The organism is Pantoea sp. Cr_R13, from assembly GCF_029222565.1.
In the GTDB taxonomy this organism is placed as follows: domain Bacteria; phylum Pseudomonadota; class Gammaproteobacteria; order Enterobacterales; family Enterobacteriaceae; genus Pantoea; species Pantoea eucalypti.
On sequence record NZ_JARHXL010000013.1, the window covers coordinates 231,934 to 249,103 of the forward strand.

The following is a 17,170-nucleotide window of genomic DNA, read 5'->3' on the forward strand; positions in this document are numbered from 1 at the left end:
GGGCCAGGCGGCCTGACCCAGACTCATTCGTGCAGGAGAAGGTGTGCGTAAGGAAAAGAACTCGCCAACAGGACTGGTCGTCATCCTCGGTCTGTTAGCCATGCTGATGCCGTTGTCGATTGACATGTATCTGCCTGCCATGCCGCAGATTGCGCGTGAGTTCGGGGTGTCAGCCGGTAGCGTGCAGATGTCGCTTAACCTCTACATCCTTGGCTTCGCGATTGGCCAGCTTATCTATGGGCCGCTGGCAGACAGCTATGGGCGTAAGCCGGTGATTGCACTCGGCACCCTGATTTTTGCCTGCGCCGCTGCGGCCTGTGCACTGTCACAAACCATCGACCAGCTGATTCTTATGCGCTTCCTGCACGGACTTTCAGCAGCAGCAGCCAGTGTGGTGATCAACGCGCTGATGCGTGACAGTTACTCGAAAGAGGACTTCTCGCGCATGATGTCCTTTGTGATGCTGATTACCACCATCGCGCCGCTGCTGGCGCCGATCATCGGTGGCTGGCTGTTGGTGCTCTGGAGCTGGCACGCAATTTTCTGGGCGCTCGCGGGTGCGGCATTAGTGACTACCGTGCTGGTAACCACACAAATCCGCGAAACCCTGAAGCCGGAGCAGCGACAGCGTTTTCATTTACGCACCACGCTTGGCAATTTCGTGACGCTGTTTCGCCACAAACGGGCGTTCAGTTACATGCTGTCGAGCGGCTTCTCCTTTGCCGGGCTCTTTACTTTTCTCAATGCCGGCCCCTTTGTTTACATCGAGCTGAATCACGTCTCACCGCAAAACTTTGGCTACTACTTTGGCCTCAACGTGGTGTTTCTGTTTGTCCTGACGCTGATTAACAGCCGTGCCGTGCGCCGCTTTGGCCCGGTGGCGATGTTCCGGCTGGGGCTGTTGATACAGTTCTGCATGGGCATCTGGTTGCTGATTGTCAGCGCCTTCAGCCTCGGCTTTTTGCCGCTGGTGATGGGAATCGCGATGTTTATCGGCTGCGTGTCGATGGTCTCATCGAATGCGATGGCGGTGATCCTGGATGAGTTTCCGCATATGGCCGGAACAGCCTCCTCTCTGGCGGGCACGCTGCGTTTTGGCGTGGGTGCTTTTGTGGGTGCGCTGCTGTCGCTGGCGAGTTTCAACAGCGCCTGGCCGATGGTCGGCACAATTGCCCTGTGTGCGACAATCTCTCTGCTGCTCTTTTTCTACGCCTCACGTCCCCGCACTGCGACCCGTTAATCGGGCGCAGTGGTTTTCCCCGCTTACCGGTAATGATGCACATCCCGCCACATTTGTTTCGTTATTGTGAAAATTTTTAGCTAAAAAAGTAATCACAATGCGTCTAAAATGATTGTTAACGGCGTGTGAACGCGGTACATATAGGCTGAAGTGCGATGTAAGTCGCAAAAATGCGCTTCTGCAATCCGCACGGATGGGCCTCCCTGTCCGGACTCTGCGGTGAATGACCCGCTGGCTGCGGGCAGGTCGGTGTTGCGACATTAACTCATCCGGGGAAAGTAAACTATGCTGCAACTTTCAATTGTGCATCGTCTGCCACAGCATTTTCGCTGGGCCAGCGATCACCACAGCGCCATTGATTCCGATGATGCGACGCTGGATGAGCAGGATTTCGTGGCGCTGCGATTGATTAGCCATGACGGCATTCCGGCGTGGGAGATTCTGCAGCAGTTAAAAGAGGTTCTGGCGGATATTCAGGTTGATTGCAAAGTTGCTGAGTGCGAAGGGCAGCCCTGCCTGTTCATTCAGCGTCGTGACGAAAGTGCCACTAACTGCTGTTTGAAAAATCAGGGTGTGGCGATAGCAGAAACCTTTATTGCAGGTTAAGCTGCGCCGACTGCAGTAGCTCGCGGGTATAATCTGCCACGGGTGAAGCAAACAGCTTTTCACACTCTCCCTGTTCCACGACTTCCCCCTGACACAGCACGATAAGCTGGTGACACAGCGCGCGAACCACATCCAGGTCGTGACTGATAAACAGATAACTGAGCTGCCGCTGCTGCTGCAAACGGCGTAACAGCGTCAGAATTTGCTTCTGCACCGTGCGATCAAGCGATGAAGTCGGTTCATCCAGCACCAGCAACTCCGGCTCCAGAATCAGTGCCCGCGCAATGGCAATACGCTGTCGCTGACCGCCAGAAAATTCGGCCGGATAACGATGGCGACTTTCCGCTTCAAGCCCCACTTCCTCCATGACGGCGATAACCCGCTGCGTCTGCTGCACACTGTCGAGTTCAGGCTGATGTACCGCCAGACCCTCAGCAATAATCTGCTGCACCGTCATGCGCGGATTGAGTGAGGAGTTAGGGTCCTGAAACACCACCTGGATACGCTGACGCAGCGGCAACAGTTGCTGACGCGACAGTTGATGCAGCGGCTGACCGTCAAACCAGATCTCGCCGCGTGAGGCAATCAGCCGCAGCAGTGCCAGCCCGGTGGTGCTTTTACCCGAGCCGGACTCACCCACCAGGCCCAGACTTTCGCCACGCCGCAGGCTAAAACTCAATCCGGAAAGCACCCGCTTTTCACTGTTCTGGCGACGGAACAGCCCGCGCCGCTGTGTAAAACTCACCTGAAGCTGCTCTACACGAAGAAGAACGGGTGACGCTGCGGGCAGCGGAACGGCTTTTCCCTCCGGCTCCGCAGCCAGCAACTGCTGGCTGTAAGGATGCAGCGGCTGGTTCATCAGGGTCTGGCAGCGGTTATGCTCCACGATGTGACCATTGCGCATCACGCTGACGTTATCCGCCAGCTGACGCACGATATTCAGGTTATGCGTGATAAACAGCATGCCCATGTTCAGCTCACGCTGCAGTTCGCGCAGCAGCGTCAGGATCTGGGCCTGAACCGTCACATCCAGTGCCGTGGTCGGCTCATCGGCAATCAGCAGCTGCGGCTCGGTCAGCAGCGCCATGGCAATCATCACCCGCTGGCGTTCACCGCCGGAAAGCTGGTGGGGAAAATCATTGAGCCGGGTGGCGGGCTGCCGGATACCGACCCGATCAAGCACGCTGAGAATCTCACCGCGTGCGGCCGGACGACGCATCCCGCGATGCAGTGACAGCACTTCATACAGCTGCTTCTCCACGGTGTGCAACGGATTCAGTGACACCATGGGCTCCTGAAAAATCATCGCGATCTGGTTGCCGCGAATACCCCGCAGACGCTGCTCGCGGGCGCGCAGCAGATCTTCACCGTTAAACAGAATCTCGCCGCTGGGATAAATCACCGAGGCCTCATGCAGCAGTCGCATTACCGACAGCGCGGTGACGCTCTTGCCGGAACCAGACTCACCCACCAGCGCCAGCGTTTCACCTGCGTCAATGCGCAGCGACACGTCATTCACGACCTGTCGAAGCTGCTCGCCCTGACGAAAGGCGACTGAGAGATGATTGATAGCAAGCAATGGCGTCGTCATTCAGGCTCCTTTGCCCGGATCAAAGGCGTCGCGCACCGCTTCGCCGATAAAAATCAGCAGCGAAAGCAGGATCGCCAGAGTGAAAAAGCCCGCCAGACCTAACCAGGGAGCCTGCAGGTTGTTTTTGCCCTGCAGCAGTAACTCGCCCAGCGAGGGCGAACCCAGCGGCAGGCCGAAACCCAGAAAGTCGAGTGAGGTCAGCGTGGTAATCGATCCGCACAAAATAAACGGCAGAAAGGTCAGTGTGGCCACCATCGCGTTAGGCAGCATATGGCGCAACATAATCCGGCCATCGCTGACGCCCAGCGCCTGCGCGGCACGAATGTAATCAAAATTTCGGGTGCGGAGAAACTCTGCCCTGACAACACTTACCAGGCTCATCCAGCCAAACGCCACGGTGACCAGCAACAGCCACCAGAAGCCAGGCTGAATCACGCTGGAGAGAAGAATCAGCAGAAACAGCGCGGGCATGCCAGACCAGACTTCAATCATCCGCTGCCCAATCAGGTCAATTCTGCCGCCGAAATAGCCCTGCACCGCACCGACCACAATCCCGATGACACTGGAGAGAAGCGTCAGCAGCAGACCGAACAGCAGAGAGATACGTGTGCCATAGAGCAGCCGAGCCAGTACGTCGCCGCCGTTGGCGTCCGTGCCGAGCCAGTTCTGCGCAGAAGGCGGAGAAGGGAAGGGCACCTGAGTAGCAAAATTAATGGTGCCGTCGCTGAAACGAATCGGTGCCCACAGCGCCCAGCCATTCTGACTGATGCGCTGTCGCAGCCAGGGATCCTGATAATCCGCCGCTGTCGCCAGTACACCGCCATAGTCGGTTTCGCTGTAGTCAAACAGCAGCGGCACCGTCCAGCGCTGCTGATAATGCACCAGCAGCGGTTTGTCATTCGCGATCAGTTCAGCACCCAGCGACAGCATAAAAATGATCAGAAAGATCCAGAGCGACCAGTAGCCGCGTCGGTTTTGACGAAAGCGCTGCCAGCGTTGTTGATTCAGCGGGGAGAGCGTCATGAGCGGCTCCCGAAGTCGATACGGGGATCGACCAGCGTATAAGTCAGATCGCTGAGGATATTCATCAGCAAACCGATCAGCGTGAAAATATAGAGCGTGCCAAACATCACCGGGTAGTCGCGTTGCAATGTCGCGTCATAGCCGAGCAGCCCAAGCCCGTTGAGCGAGAACATCACTTCGATGAGTACCGAACTGGTAAAGAACATGCTGATAAACGTGGCCGGGAAGCTGGCGATCACCAGCAGCATCGCATTGCGAAACACATGATGATAGAGAATACGTCGCTCTGGCACCCCTTTGGCGCGCGCGGTCACCACATAGAGTTTGCGGATCTCGTCCAGAAAGGCGTTTTTGGTCAGCATGGTCAGCGTGGCGAAGCCGCCGATCACCGTCGCCAGCACCGGCAGAGCGATATGCCAGAAGTAGTCCAGCACTTTGCCATACCAGGGCAGTGTATCGTGCTGCGCAGAGGTGAGCCCACGCAGCGGAAACCAGTCGAGATAGCTGCCACCGGCAAACAGCACAATCAGCATGATGCCGAACAGAAAGGCCGGAATAGAGTAGCCAATGATAATAAAGGCGCTGCTCCAGACATCAAAGGCGCTGCCATTGCGCACCGCTTTACGGATCCCCAGTGGAATCGACACCAGATAAATAATCAGGGTGCTCCAGAGTCCCAGGCTGATCGAGACTGGCAGGCTCTCTTTGATCAGCCCGATCACCGAGGCGCTGCGAAACAGGCTGTCGCCAAAATCCAGACGCAGGTAATTCCAAAGCATCTCGCCGTAGCGCTGCCAGAGAGGTTTATCGAAGCCGTAACGCTTTTTAATCTCAGCAATCACTTCAGGATCCAGCCCGCGTGCGCCACGATACTGATTATCGCCAGGATTAATATGACTGAAGCTGGCGCGTGAACTGGCGCTCTCCGCCCCGCTGCCGGGCAGGCCGGTTGTCTGACCAAACTCAATATTTGCCAGCGCCTGATCGACCGGGCCGCCGGGCGCGATTTGCACGATAAAAAAATTAAGCGTGATGATCGCCCACAAGGTCGGGATAATCAGCAGCAGTCTGCGCAGAAAGTAAGCGGCCAACGGTGATCTCCTTAGCGTTTACTGGCCGGCAGGCGTCCGGCTTTGTTTGTGTCGTACCACCAGTTTTCCAGCCCTGTACTGTAGGCGGGCTTGCGTGCAGGGTGAGAAAACTTATCCCAGTATGCCAGCCGCTGTTCAGCGTTGTACCACATTGGGATCATATAGGCATTCCACAGCAGCACCTGATCCAGCGCCTGTGCCAGCGGGCGAAGTTCAGCAGGATCGTACTGATGCGCCACAATCTGTTTCACAAAGTGATCCACTATCGGATCTTTAACCCGCGCACTGTTCCACGACGAGTTGATGTAGTCGGAGTGCCAGAGGATCTGCAGGCTGGACGTCGGGATCGGCATCGCTGAATAGACGGTGGCAATCATGTCGTAGTCACCTTCCCGTTTGCGCCGCAGATACTGCGAGCTGTCGATCTGCCGCAGATTCAGCGTAATGCCAAGCCGCGAAAGATTGTGCTGCAGCGGGAGTGCCCAGTCGATGTCAGAACCGCTGCGTAACAGCAACTCTGCGGTGAACGACTGACCGGTTTTATCATTGACCAGGCGGCGATTTTTAATCTGCCAGCCCGCCTGTTTTAACAGGTCAAATGCGGTTAACAGACTGGCGCGGTCATAGCCGCTGCCATCCGTTTTGTGTGGCTGATAAGGCTGGCTGAAAAGCTCAGGCGGCAGTTGTGCGCGCCAGGGTTCAAGCAGCGCCCGTTGCTGTGCATCCGGAACACCACTGGCAGCATACTCCGTGTTCTGGAAATAGCTGCTGGCGCGATGCCAGGCTCCGTAGTAAAGCGCTTTGTTCATCCACTCGAAATCGAACATCAGTGAGATAGCCTGACGCACGCGTCGATCCTGAAACAGCGGTTTTTCATTGTTAAATGCCAGCCAGCGGGTATCAATAGCAGCGTCGTTGGGCGTGATCTCTTTGACGATGCTGCCATCGTCGAAATGGCGGCCGCGATACTGGGTGGCCCATTTCTTCGCCGAAGTCTCTTCACGCCAGTCGAAAGCACCAGCCTTAAAGGCCTCAAACGCCACATTGTCATCCAGATAGTAGTCATAGCGCATGCGATCAAAATTAAAACGTCCGCGGTTTACCGGCAGATCGGCGGCCCAGTAATCTTTTACCCGGCTGAACTCGATAAACTGGCCCAGCTTCCAGCGGGTAATGCGATAGGGTCCGCTGGATAACGGCGGGGCGCTCAACGGCTCGTTAAACTTCTTATCGTGCCAGAACGACTCGGCGATCACCGGCAGCGTCAGTAGTCCAAGCAGCAGATCTTTATCCGGCTTCTGTGCTTCTATACGCACTGTGAGGTCGTTCAGCGCTTTTACGCTAACGCCACGGTAGGCGACGCGGAACTGGGGCACGCCCTCACTCATGAATTTTTCAAAGGTGAACGCCACGTCGCGGGCGGTGATCGGTGTGCCATCCTGGAAGCGAGCGCGGGGATTCATCTGGATCTCGATCCACGAAAAATCGCTGGCGTAGCGCGCCGACTCGGCAATCAGCGGATAATAGCTGCCGGGTTCATCGTCTGAACTGGTGTAAAGCCCGTCATAAAGCGTGCCGGTATTAATGCCTGGATTGCCGCGTGAGGCATAGCGATTGAAGTTGTCATAGGTACCGATCACCGCCAGGGTGATGCTGCCCCCTTTGGGCGCGCTGGGGTTGGCATAGTCGTAATGGCTGAAACCGGGCGGATATTTTGCTTCACCAGCCTGGGTGAATGCGTAGCTTTGCTGGACAGAGGCAGCCAGCAGCGGGGCGCTGAGCAGGCCACACAGCAGTATAAGTCCAAAGCGAAACAGCATGATTCCTCCAGTCAGATGTCCGGGGCGTTTCAGGCCAGGTCATGTCAGGCCTTATGACGACGGAAATAGTCTATCAGCGTTTCTGGCCGTAACGGACGGCTAAAGATATAACCCTGCAAATGCGTTACACCACGATTAATTAACCAGGTGGCCTGCTCACCGGTCTCAACGCCTTCGGCCACACTCTTTAAGTTGAGTTTCTTCGCCAGTTGCAACACGGAATCCAGTACCGGTGAGGTCAGGGTGTCTGTACCGATGCTCTGAACAAAACCGCGATCGATTTTGAGGTAATCAAAGTCATAACGTTCCAGATAGATTAACGCGCTATGCCCGGTACCAAAATCATCAATAGCAATATGAATCTGCTGCTGATGCAGCCAGTCAAACAGTTCTCCGACGTTTTCATCCCGCACCATGGCTCGCTCAGTAATCTCAAACACATAGTTAAAGTGTCCCGCAGGCATGGTATCGAGCCAGTGCAGCACATCCTGACGGAAACCACTGTCAGCCAGATGCAGGGGCGAAATGTTGAGACTCAGGCTGGCATGACGGGGAATGGTATGACACAGCAGATGAGCATCACGGGAAACCAGCTGAAACAGATGCCGCGTCAGCGGAATAATCAGATTCTGTGATTCTGCAAAATGAATAAAGACATCGGGCGGAACCGGGCCTTTCGTCGGGTGAGTCCAGCGTAATAATGCTTCCATACCATAAGGCTGGCCATCATGAGACGTCACCAGCGGCTGATACTCAACGTGAAACTCGCCGCGTTTCATGGCCCGAATCAGCTCTCTGCCAGGACGCTGATACACCGACAACAGTAGCCACCATCCCCCTGCAAACAGCAGCGACAGCAACAGGCCACTAAGCAGGATAGTTTGATAGTCGCTGAGTGCCAGAGTGGAGCCGTACACGACAAACTGGAGCGGATACCCTGTCAGCGCCTGCTGATGCAGGGGCGTCGGCAGGTTTTTATTCTCAATGAGGCCGGGCTGCCAACTGGTTAAAGCGCTGCGCTGTGCCACGAGTGCCATGCCGGTAATTTCCGGTCGCCGGGACGCCAGCAGCTGATAAGGCGCGAGAGTGATATTGAGCGTCGCGAAAACGCCTGACTGCAGGCTGCCTGGATTTTTGATCCACAAGGCCAGCACCGGTTTATTCGGCTGCAACGGCGTGCCTGGCATCAGTTGCAGGTCGGTATCGCGCGAAATATCACTGTGCGGCGCAATCACATTAAGTGGCAGACTAAAACTGCCGGTCGCTGACGAGCAAAAGGCTGTACCGTTATCAACCAGCAGAATGGCGCGAAGGTTTCCGGCAAAGGCGGCGCGTGAGGTCAGTTCACGATCTATGTTATGGCAGGCAGTGTGGGTAAACGGAAGCAGGGGACTGAGGGTGCTGTTGATCAACGTGGAGAGCGTTTGCTGTAATGCCGTGCGACTGTTCTCCAGCAGTTGCTGATGCTGCCGTTCGCGCTTCTGCCAGGTCTGGTGAAAAGAGAGTACGGCGAACAAAAGAAAGAATAAGCCGCCAGCCATCGCGCTACTGCATGCGATACGGCGAGGAGTAGTGTCACGGCGCCGTAGTGCCCCCGACAATGGCATGAGGTGCTCCTGATAAATTATTATTATGTTATTGCGCACGACTGCTTCGGTTTAAGCGACCGAGAATATAACGAGAGAGTCTGAAATGTCTCGTTATTTATCTGAAATACAATGCTTTTATCTGATAAAAATCTGCCTGCCATCTTCAGGCACGAAAAAAAACGCTGCACAGGCAGCGTTTCTTGTTCTCTGGCGAGAGAAAATCGAAGGTAATAATCAGGTCGGGTTACGACTTAATACACGACGCCCTTCACGGTAACGTTTCTTCCAGTAGTCATCATTGAGACTGGAGATCATCACGCCACTGCTGGTAGATGCATGAACAAAGTTATCGTTACCCAGGTAAATGCCCACGTGGCGGCCCGTTGAACCGGCACGGAACATCACCAGATCGCCAGGGCGTAATTTACTGCGGGTGATCTCTTTGCCTGTGTCTTGTTGCTCAGAGGTAGAACGAGGTAATTCTAAGCCAAACTGATCGCGGAAGGTGCGTTGTACAAAGGCGGAACAATCGATCCCGCGTTTGGTATCGCCACCGAGGCGATAGCGCACACCTTTCCAGACGGCGTATTGTTCCATGATGCGCGACTTAACATCGACGTTACGCACCATTTCTTCAAACTCATCCTGAGACGCCTGAAGTAAAAAACCATTGTGGTTGTTAACTTCATGATTCTCGTTATTCGCGTTTTGACTGCTATGGGTACTGCTACAAGCTGAGAGGAGTGTGGCTAGCGCCAATGCGGGCACGATCCGCATTATATATCTCAGTATTGGTTGAGACTTGACCATTATTCGGGTTTTCCTTCGATTTCCTTACGACAAAATTGTCGCCAGCCAGATGACAAAACAGGGAGATTAATAAGCGAAACAGGCTAAGACAAATCCTTAATTACTAAAATGTGTTAATGGACACACTTTAACGGTAAAAAATCTGAATTTTCTGCCGCTGTAGTCTCACTGCGACTGAGGTTAACTGATTACAGACGCCGTGGCGAGTGCTTTTAATCAATTTCATATAGGTTTTTTTGATGAGAATCAAACCGTAACACACTGACTATTTTAGAGACAATTGTGGGGAAATAATGGTGAGAACAGGGGATGAAAGGGAGGTCAATTCGGGGCATAGCCTGCTGTTTCAGTGTTTTCTTAATTGACAGCCTGGTGTGAAGACCCGTTAACGCGTAAGCCGGGTCATAACCTTTTCTTTTCGTGAATTTAATTAGCAGCCTAATAGTGAGGAGCTGTTTTTTATAAGCGCGGGCGGTTATGAATCTGGCGGGTAAACCGACCGCGCTTAACATTTACATCACGGGCTTATATTTACCCGGTAATTTGCGATAAAACCAGTTAACCAATACGTCACTCGCTGGTGTTAATAGCCACCAGCTCAGTCCGACTAAAACGACCGACAGTGAACCGACGGCAATATCGGTAAACCAGTGCGCGCCCGCCATGACGCGCGGCAGTGAAAATATCACCACAATAGCGGTGGCAACGATAAAACGGCTGAAACCAAAATAACGCCAGATAAAGCAGGCGAAGATGATCAGCATCATACCGTGGTCCCCAGGGAAACTGTCTTTTGAGGCATCTTTAGCGGGAATACCGGTTAATTCACTGACGCGATAAACGTGATCAAAGAATCGCGTCGGACTCGAGTGTTTCACGGGCAACAAATGGCCCAGCTGATTAAGCACTACGGCGGTTAACAGCATGGTGATACCAATGGCCAGCATCCGACGCCTGGCCTCTGGCGTTTCCTGCCGCCAGATCGACAGATAAAGCAGACCCATCGCCAGCAGGGATACCGCATCAAAACCACGAAAATTGGTGATAGCGACGATCAGCGCGAAGAGCGGATGAGTGCCCATCTGATTATTGAAGCCAAAGAAAACAGATTTATCGATGCCAAACCAGAAACCGTGTTCAGGCGGCAAATACCAGGAAAGAAACAGCACTATGCCCAGTGCATTGAGCAGCAGGATAGTAATAAGGCGGGTTACGCGCATAATTAAAACTCATTAAAAAAATAACCGCCGACAATACCTGTCTTAGCGTAAACGGCACTTCAACAATGCCGATTGTAGCTGATTCCAGTCAACCTGCTGAGAATGTATGATCTCAATACGGCTATCGGGCGGCAGTGAGGTGAATGTCTCACTTTGCAATTCTTTTGCCTGGCAGTTAATACGCATTGTGCCTTCTGGCGTACGCATTACCCCTTTTATGCGGTCGACCGCTGCCAGCCGGACCCACTCCAGCAGCGCATCGCTGCTAAACCGCGTGTCAGCATCAAACAGCCAGCCGCAGGCGCTATAGCCCTGGCCGTGGTTCAGCGCCCGACGCCATCGCGCCTCGCCATCCAGTCGTAATGCCGCCAGACCGCTGGTTGGGGGAGACGAATGATGGTGATGCGGTGCAGGGAGGTCGCGCGGCAGATAAGGGGCATCAAGCAGGGAAAGGGGGATTTGACCGAATTCGGTCTGTATCAGAGGACGAGCAGGCTGCATCTGCTGCTGCCAGTCAGCCAGGCGCTGACGGTCCTCTTCGTTCCAGCAGTCACGCTTGTTAGCAATAATAATGTCGGCGGCAGCGAGTTGATCGCGGAAGTTTTCATTGGCAACAATACGCGGCTCGGCCAGTTGACGTGCATCCAGCAGCGTCAGAGTGGCGTTCAGTTGCAGCCACGCCTGATACACCGGCGCACTTAACATCTGCAACACCTGACGCGGATGGCCCAGACCCGTTGGCTCAATCAGCAGTCGGTCGGGCTTGCTCTTAAGCAGCATATTCAGCCCAACCTGCATCGGCAGACCGTTAACGCAGCACAGGCAGCCGCCGGGAATCTCCTTCAGCGTGGCACCGCGATCGGCCAGCAGGGCACCGTCGATCCCAATCTCGCCAAATTCATTGACCAGCACCGCCCACTTTTCTCCGGCGGGCCGGGCTGCCAGCAGATGGCAGAGCAGCGTGGTTTTGCCGCTGCCCAAAAAACCGGTAATCAGATTAACGCGTGTCATGGGACGCCCCCGCCAGAAAATAACGCAATAGTGTAATACTATAACACTATCGCGATCAGCAGCAGGCTGGCGGTTAGTCAGCGCGGCCCATGTAACGGCGTTCAGCGATATGGATGCGGATGCGGTCACCGTTGCTCAAATATTCCGGAACCTGAATAGAGAGGCCTGTGCTCATTCCGGCTGGTTTGGTACGGGCGCTGGCGGAAGCCCCTTTAATGCCTGGTGAAGTATCCACGATCACCATATCCACAGTTTGTGGCAGTTCCAGCGCCAGTACCTGACCTTCCATCGTCAGCACGTGAATGCCAGGGATGCCGCCTTCAGGGATAAACAGCAGCTCTTCTTCGATCTGCTCCTGCTTAAAGGAATAAGGGGTGTAATCTTCATCATCCATGAAAATATATTCGTCACCATCTATATAAGAGAAGGTGACGCTGCGACGGCTGAGCGAAATCGCATCAATAATCTCGTCGCCTTTGAACCGCTCTTCAACTTTTAAACCGGTGCGGACATCGGTAAAGCGCATTTTATACAGGGTGGCAGCACCGCGTGCACTGGGGCTCTGGACATCAATGTCTTTAACCAGCAGCAGTTTACCGTTGTGCGTGACGGCCATTCCTTTTTTGATTTCATTGGCTTTTGGCATTGCTGTTCTCGCTATCTTGAGAGTGAAGTGCGCGCAACGTTACGCGTGCCGGTGAAAACTGGCAATATGGTGGAGGCGAAATTTTGTGTCAGGCCGCGGCTTCCATGGCAATTTCTGCCCCGGACTGCTATTGTCGCCGCGACTTTCTCTGCCGGAGCACAGCATGCAATGCCGTAGCCAGTGCGGTGCCTGTTGTACAGCGCCCTCGATCTCTTCACCTATTCCTGGCATGCCTGACGGCAAGCCTGCGAACACGCCCTGCGTTCAGCTTGATGACTCACTGCGTTGCAAACTGTTTGGGTCGCCATTGCGTCCTGCCGTCTGCGCAGGCCTGCAGCCTGCATACAGCATGTGTGGCAACTCACGCCAGGAGGCGATGACATACTTACTTCAGCTCGAAGCCGATACTGCCCCCTGAAGCGCTGACGCTGCTGACATTTTCGGTCCACAGATCTCTGCATTACAGCAACCGCGTCAGCCTGTTCACTTTTTATTCCCCTTAATCCCCCTGAAATGTGCGTAACGTCAAAAATCTGTTACGCCGTTTGCGCATTCTCTTGCCTCCGGAAAGTTGCTGTACCACAATCCCTGAAACGTTTCAGCGGTGACTGCGCCACCTGTTTTCAACAGCATGGCGTAAAAAAATCCCCACTGGCTGAAACGATTCAATCTCAGCAAGCGAGGAGAATTATGTTCCAGCTCGAATTGCAGGCCATCCATACCGGAGCCAGCGCCCAGAATAAAGAAGAGGCCATTCGTCAGGTTGCTGCCGCGTTAACCGCTGCGGGTAATGTGACGGAAGGCTACGTCAATGGCATGCTGGCCCGCGAACAGCAGACCTCAACGTTCCTCGGCAACGGCATCGCAATCCCCCATGGCACCACCGATACCCGCGACATGGTCCTGAAAACCGGTGTTCAGGTGTTTCAGTTCCCGCAGGGCATTGCCTGGGGTGACGATCAGACTGCTTATGTCGCCATCGGGATTGCCGCTAAGTCGGATGAGCATCTGGCGCTGCTGCGTCAGCTGACCCATGTTCTGAGCGATGACACCATTGCTGAACAGCTCAAAACCGCCTCTGCTGAAGATCTCCGTGCGTTGCTGATGGGCGAAAAACAGGCCGCCGAGTTCAGCTTCGACACCTCATTAATTACGCTCAACGTCGCTGCCAGCGATCTGATGACTCTGCAGGCAATGAATGCTGGCCGGCTGCAGTCCGCGGGTGTGGTGGATGCGAGCTACGTCGCAGACGTGGTCTCGACGGCTCCGCTGAATCTGGGTCAGGGCATCTGGCTCAGCGACAGCAGCCTCGGCAACCTGCGCAGCGGTGTTGCCATCAGCCGCGCTGAACATGCATTCGACCATCAGGGCGAATCCGCGGCGCTGTTAATCAGCGTTTCAGCGACCGATGAACGTCCACTGGAAGTGCTGGGTTACCTCAGCGCATTACTGCAGCAGAACAAAGCAGATCGCCTGCTTAAAGCGGATGCGGCAGGCGTTTACGCACTGCTGACCAGCGAAGTTGATGAGCAGGCTGAGGTGCTGACCGCAGAATTCACTATTCGCAACGAGCATGGTCTCCATGCCCGTCCAGGCACCGCGCTGGTTAGCGTAATCAAGCAGTTCAACAGCGACATCACTGTGACCAATCTCGACGGCAGCGGTAAACCTGCTAACGGCCGTAGCCTGATGAAAGTGGTTGCGCTGGGCGTGAAGAAAGGCCATCGCCTGCGCTTTACCGCCAGCGGTGACGATGCACAGCAGGCGCTGACCGCCATTGAAGAGGCGATCAACAGCGGTCTGGGCGAGGGGGCAGCATGAGCAGACGCGTCGCCACCATCACGCTGAATCCGGCGTATGACCTGGTGGGATATACCCCTGAAATTGAACGCGGCGAAGTCAACCTGGTGAAAACCACTGGGCTGCACGCGGCGGGCAAGGGCATCAACGTTGCTAAAGTCCTGAAAGACCTGGGTATCGATGTCACCGTGGGTGGCTTCCTGGGTAAAGAGAATCAGGACGGCTTCCAGCAGCTGTTCAGCGAGCTGGGCATTGCCAACCGTTTCCAGGTGGTGCCGGGCCGTACCCGTATTAACGTGAAACTCACTGAACAGACCGGCGACGTTACCGATCTGAATTTCTCCGGTTTCCAGGTAACGGGTCAGGACTGGGATCGTTTTACGGCTGATTCTCTGACCTGGCTTGGCCAGTTCGACATGGTCTGCGTCAGCGGCAGCCTGCCAGAAGGCGTTGATCACGATGCCTTTACCCGCTGGATGACCGAACTGCGTACTCACTGCCCCTGCATCATTTTTGACAGCAGCCGCGAGGCGCTGGTGGCAGGGCTGAAAGCCGCACCATGGCTGGTGAAACCTAACCGCCGTGAGCTGGAGATCTGGGCCGGTCGCAAACTGCCTGGTCTGCAGGATGTGATTGGCGCTGCGCACGAACTGCGCGAGCAGGGCATCGCCCATGTGGTGATTTCATTGGGCGCGGAAGGCGCACTGTGGGTCAACGCGTCAGGCGAATGGATTGCTAAACCGCCGGTGTGTGAAGTCGTCAGCACCGTGGGTGCCGGTGATTCGATGGTGGGCGGCCTGATTTATGGCCTGCTGATGCGTGAATCCAGCGAACACACGCTGCGTCTTGCGACTGCCGTGGCGGCGATGGCCGTCAGCCAGAGCAACGTTGGCGTTTCCGATCGTACGCAGTTGGCCGCAATGATGGCGCGTGTCGACTTACAACCCGTTAACTGACAGCAGGAGAGCGACAATGAAAACGCTGCTGATTAAAGATCCTACACTGGGACTGGCTTCCGCATATATGGCGCAACAACGTCTGGCTGCCGCCGCAGCTGCTGCGGGCCTGACCCTGACTGAGAACCCTGCCGACGCTGAACTGGCGATTGTGCTGGGTAAAAACGTGCCGGATGATGCGGCGCTGAATGGCAAAGCGGTCTGGCTGGGTGATATCCAGCTGGCGGTCCGCGAGCCGGAAACCTTCCTTAACCGCGCCAAAGCTGAAGCCAAAACCTGGCAGGCTCCTGCGGCGGTGGCAACACCTGCAGGTGCATCAGCTGCAGCACCGGCTCAGGCTGGCGCGCAGAAACGCGTTGTGGCCGTTACCGCCTGTCCGACCGGCGTGGCACACACCTTTATGGCTGCCGAAGCTATTCAGGCTGAAGCAACTCGTCGCGGCTGGTGGGTGAAAGTTGAAACTCGCGGTTCAGTGGGTGCGGGTAACGCCATCACCCCGGAAGAAGTTGCTGCCGCCGATCTGGTGATCGTCGCAGCTGATATCGAAGTGGATCTGGCGAAATTTGCCGGGAAGCCGATGTACCGCACCTCAACCGGTCTGGCGCTGAAGAAAACCGCGCAGGAACTGGATAAAGCGGTTGCAGAAGCGAAGCCGTATAAAGCGGTGGCTGGCGGACAGAGCAATAGCAGTGAAGAAGAGAAGAAAGGCGGGGCAGGGGCTTATCGTCACCTGCTGACTGGTGTTTCTTACATGCTGCCGATGGTGGTCGCGGGTGGTCTGAGCATCGCCCTGTCGTTTGCTTTTGGTATCACAGCGTTTAAAGAACAGGGCACTCTGGCCGCTGCGCTGATGCAAATCGGTGGGGGTAGCGCCTTTGCCCTGATGGTACCAGTACTGGCGGGCTTTATCGCCTTCTCCATCGCTGACCGTCCGGGTCTGACGCCAGGTCTGATTGGCGGTATGATCGCCACCAGCATCAATGCAGGCTTCTTAGGCGGTATTATCGCGGGCTTTATTGCCGGCTACGCAGCGAAGTTGATCAGTGGCAAAGTCAAACTGCCGCAGAGTATGGAAGCGCTGAAACCGATATTGATTATCCCGCTGTTCGCGAGTCTGATCACCGGCCTGCTGATGATCTACGTGGTGGGCAAACCGGTTGCGGGCATCATGAGTGGCCTGACACACTGGCTGGCTAACATGGGTACGGCGAATGCGGTCCTGCTGGGCGCAATCCTGGGCGGCATGATGTGTACCGATATGGGCGGTCCGGTGAACAAAGTGGCTTACGCGTTTGGCGTCGGCTTACTGAGTTCGCAGACGTATGCACCGATGGCCGCCATCATGGCAGCCGGTATGGTGCCACCGCTGGCGATGGGTCTGGCGACGCTGGTTGCCCGTCGTAAATTCAACAAAGGTCAGCAGGAAGGTGGTAAAGCGGCACTGGTTCTGGGTCTCTGCTTTATCTCTGAAGGTGCGATTCCATTCGCAGCCCGTGACCCAATGCGCGTTCTGCCTTGCTGTATCGTGGGCGGCGCAATCACTGGCGCGATCTCCATGGCGATTGGCGCGAAACTGATGGCACCGCACGGTGGACTCTTTGTACTGCTGATCCCTGGCGCCATTACCCCGGTTGTCGGTTATCTGATGTCGATTGTCATCGGTACTGCGGTTGCGGGTCTGGGCTATGCGATACTGAAACGTCCGGAAGAGCAGCTGGCGAAAGCCTGATGTGCAGAAATGCATAATCTGCTGAAGTGATAATAACA

Annotated in this window: 15 protein-coding genes; 6 read left to right on the plus strand and 9 right to left on the minus strand. The window is 55.3% G+C overall.

What is annotated here, in order from left to right; translation table 11 throughout:
• Positions 1–43: 43 nt before the first annotated feature.
• A complete protein-coding gene (locus tag P2R09_RS08825) occupies positions 44–1,240 on the plus strand; it encodes a Bcr/CflA family multidrug efflux MFS transporter (RefSeq protein ID WP_275768866.1) in 1,197 nt (398 codons plus the stop codon).
• Positions 1,241–1,525: 285 nt separating this feature from the next.
• Positions 1,526–1,846, plus strand: coding sequence for a hypothetical protein (locus P2R09_RS08830; protein WP_275768868.1), 321 nt, complete (start codon positions 1,526–1,528; stop codon positions 1,844–1,846).
• On the opposite strand, the gene yejF is transcribed toward P2R09_RS08830, so the two are convergent.
• The 9 genes from yejF to yeiP form a co-directional block, all read right to left on the minus strand.
• Positions 1,833–3,437, minus strand: a complete 1,605-nt coding sequence (gene yejF, locus P2R09_RS08835) for a microcin C ABC transporter ATP-binding protein YejF (RefSeq protein ID WP_275768870.1) — start codon at positions 3,435–3,437, stop codon at positions 1,833–1,835. The two genes, P2R09_RS08830 and yejF, sit on opposite strands and share 14 nt — an antisense overlap.
• Entirely contained in the window at positions 3,438–4,460 is a 1,023-nt protein-coding gene (locus P2R09_RS08840) for a microcin C ABC transporter permease (protein ID WP_275768872.1), read from the minus strand.
• Positions 4,457–5,551 (minus strand): microcin C ABC transporter permease YejB, encoded by a 1,095-nt coding sequence (locus P2R09_RS08845; RefSeq protein WP_003854153.1) that lies wholly within the window; start codon positions 5,549–5,551, stop codon positions 4,457–4,459. Before P2R09_RS08845 ends, P2R09_RS08840 begins: the two co-directional genes overlap by 4 nt.
• Positions 5,552–5,562: 11 nt before the next feature.
• Complete coding sequence (locus P2R09_RS08850; RefSeq protein WP_275768874.1) at positions 5,563–7,371, minus strand: extracellular solute-binding protein; 1,809 nt, start codon at positions 7,369–7,371, stop codon at positions 5,563–5,565.
• A gap of 44 nt (positions 7,372–7,415) precedes the next feature.
• On the minus strand, positions 7,416–8,978 hold the full coding sequence (locus tag P2R09_RS08855) for a cyclic di-GMP phosphodiesterase (RefSeq protein ID WP_275768876.1): 1,563 nt from the start codon (positions 8,976–8,978) through the stop codon (positions 7,416–7,418).
• 216 nt (positions 8,979–9,194) lie between these two features.
• Positions 9,195–9,770: a bifunctional murein DD-endopeptidase/murein LD-carboxypeptidase gene (gene mepS / locus P2R09_RS08860; protein WP_071591717.1), complete on the minus strand. Its 576-nt coding sequence runs from the start codon at positions 9,768–9,770 to the stop codon at positions 9,195–9,197.
• Between the two features lie 512 nt (positions 9,771–10,282).
• Positions 10,283–10,990, minus strand: coding sequence for a phosphatase PAP2 family protein (locus P2R09_RS08865; RefSeq protein ID WP_275768879.1), 708 nt, complete (start codon positions 10,988–10,990; stop codon positions 10,283–10,285).
• A 42-nt stretch (positions 10,991–11,032) separates the two neighbouring features.
• Positions 11,033–12,001: a GTP-binding protein gene (locus P2R09_RS08870; RefSeq protein ID WP_275768881.1), complete on the minus strand. Its 969-nt coding sequence runs from the start codon at positions 11,999–12,001 to the stop codon at positions 11,033–11,035.
• A gap of 73 nt (positions 12,002–12,074) precedes the next feature.
• A complete protein-coding gene (yeiP, locus tag P2R09_RS08875) occupies positions 12,075–12,647 on the minus strand; it encodes an elongation factor P-like protein YeiP (RefSeq protein ID WP_275768883.1) in 573 nt (190 codons plus the stop codon).
• 163 nt (positions 12,648–12,810) lie between these two features.
• Between yeiP and P2R09_RS08880 the strand changes: the two genes are divergently transcribed.
• The 4 genes from P2R09_RS08880 to fruA all read left to right on the plus strand — a co-directional run bounded on the left by P2R09_RS08880 (position 12,811) and on the right by fruA (position 17,132).
• A complete protein-coding gene (locus P2R09_RS08880; RefSeq protein ID WP_275768885.1) occupies positions 12,811–13,065 on the plus strand; it encodes a YkgJ family cysteine cluster protein in 255 nt (84 codons plus the stop codon).
• 272 nt (positions 13,066–13,337) lie between these two features.
• The gene (gene fruB, locus P2R09_RS08885; protein ID WP_003854139.1) at positions 13,338–14,468 is read left to right on the plus strand and encodes a fused PTS fructose transporter subunit IIA/HPr protein; all 1,131 of its coding nucleotides are present in this window, start codon (positions 13,338–13,340) and stop codon (positions 14,466–14,468) included.
• On the plus strand, positions 14,465–15,403 hold the full coding sequence (gene fruK / locus P2R09_RS08890) for a 1-phosphofructokinase (protein WP_003854138.1): 939 nt from the start codon (positions 14,465–14,467) through the stop codon (positions 15,401–15,403). Before fruB ends, fruK begins: the two co-directional genes overlap by 4 nt.
• A 16-nt stretch (positions 15,404–15,419) precedes the next feature.
• The gene (fruA, locus tag P2R09_RS08895; protein WP_275768888.1) at positions 15,420–17,132 is read left to right on the plus strand and encodes a PTS fructose transporter subunit IIBC; all 1,713 of its coding nucleotides are present in this window, start codon (positions 15,420–15,422) and stop codon (positions 17,130–17,132) included.
• Positions 17,133–17,170: the final 38 nt, after the last annotated feature.

What these genes read in the sequence shown, in the direction of transcription:
- P2R09_RS08870 (WP_275768881.1), bottom strand. Translation starts at nt 12,001, where the DNA reads ATGACACGCGTTAATCTGATTACCGGTTTTTTGGGCAGCGGCAAAACC.
- fruB (WP_003854139.1), top strand. Translation starts at nt 13,338, where the DNA reads ATGTTCCAGCTCGAATTGCAGGCCATCCATACCGGAGCCAGCGCCCAG.
- fruA (WP_275768888.1), top strand. Translation starts at nt 15,420, where the DNA reads ATGAAAACGCTGCTGATTAAAGATCCTACACTGGGACTGGCTTCCGCA.
- P2R09_RS08850 (WP_275768874.1), bottom strand. Translation starts at nt 7,371, where the DNA reads ATGCTGTTTCGCTTTGGACTTATACTGCTGTGTGGCCTGCTCAGCGCC.
- P2R09_RS08855 (WP_275768876.1), bottom strand. Translation starts at nt 8,978, where the DNA reads ATGCCATTGTCGGGGGCACTACGGCGCCGTGACACTACTCCTCGCCGT.
- P2R09_RS08840 (WP_275768872.1), bottom strand. Translation starts at nt 4,460, where the DNA reads ATGACGCTCTCCCCGCTGAATCAACAACGCTGGCAGCGCTTTCGTCAA.
- P2R09_RS08865 (WP_275768879.1), bottom strand. Translation starts at nt 10,990, where the DNA reads ATGCGCGTAACCCGCCTTATTACTATCCTGCTGCTCAATGCACTGGGC.
- P2R09_RS08830 (WP_275768868.1), top strand. Translation starts at nt 1,526, where the DNA reads ATGCTGCAACTTTCAATTGTGCATCGTCTGCCACAGCATTTTCGCTGG.
- P2R09_RS08880 (WP_275768885.1), top strand. Translation starts at nt 12,811, where the DNA reads ATGCAATGCCGTAGCCAGTGCGGTGCCTGTTGTACAGCGCCCTCGATC.
- yeiP (WP_275768883.1), bottom strand. Translation starts at nt 12,647, where the DNA reads ATGCCAAAAGCCAATGAAATCAAAAAAGGAATGGCCGTCACGCACAAC.
- mepS (WP_071591717.1), bottom strand. Translation starts at nt 9,770, where the DNA reads ATGGTCAAGTCTCAACCAATACTGAGATATATAATGCGGATCGTGCCC.
- fruK (WP_003854138.1), top strand. Translation starts at nt 14,465, where the DNA reads ATGAGCAGACGCGTCGCCACCATCACGCTGAATCCGGCGTATGACCTG.
- yejF (WP_275768870.1), bottom strand. Translation starts at nt 3,437, where the DNA reads ATGACGACGCCATTGCTTGCTATCAATCATCTCTCAGTCGCCTTTCGT.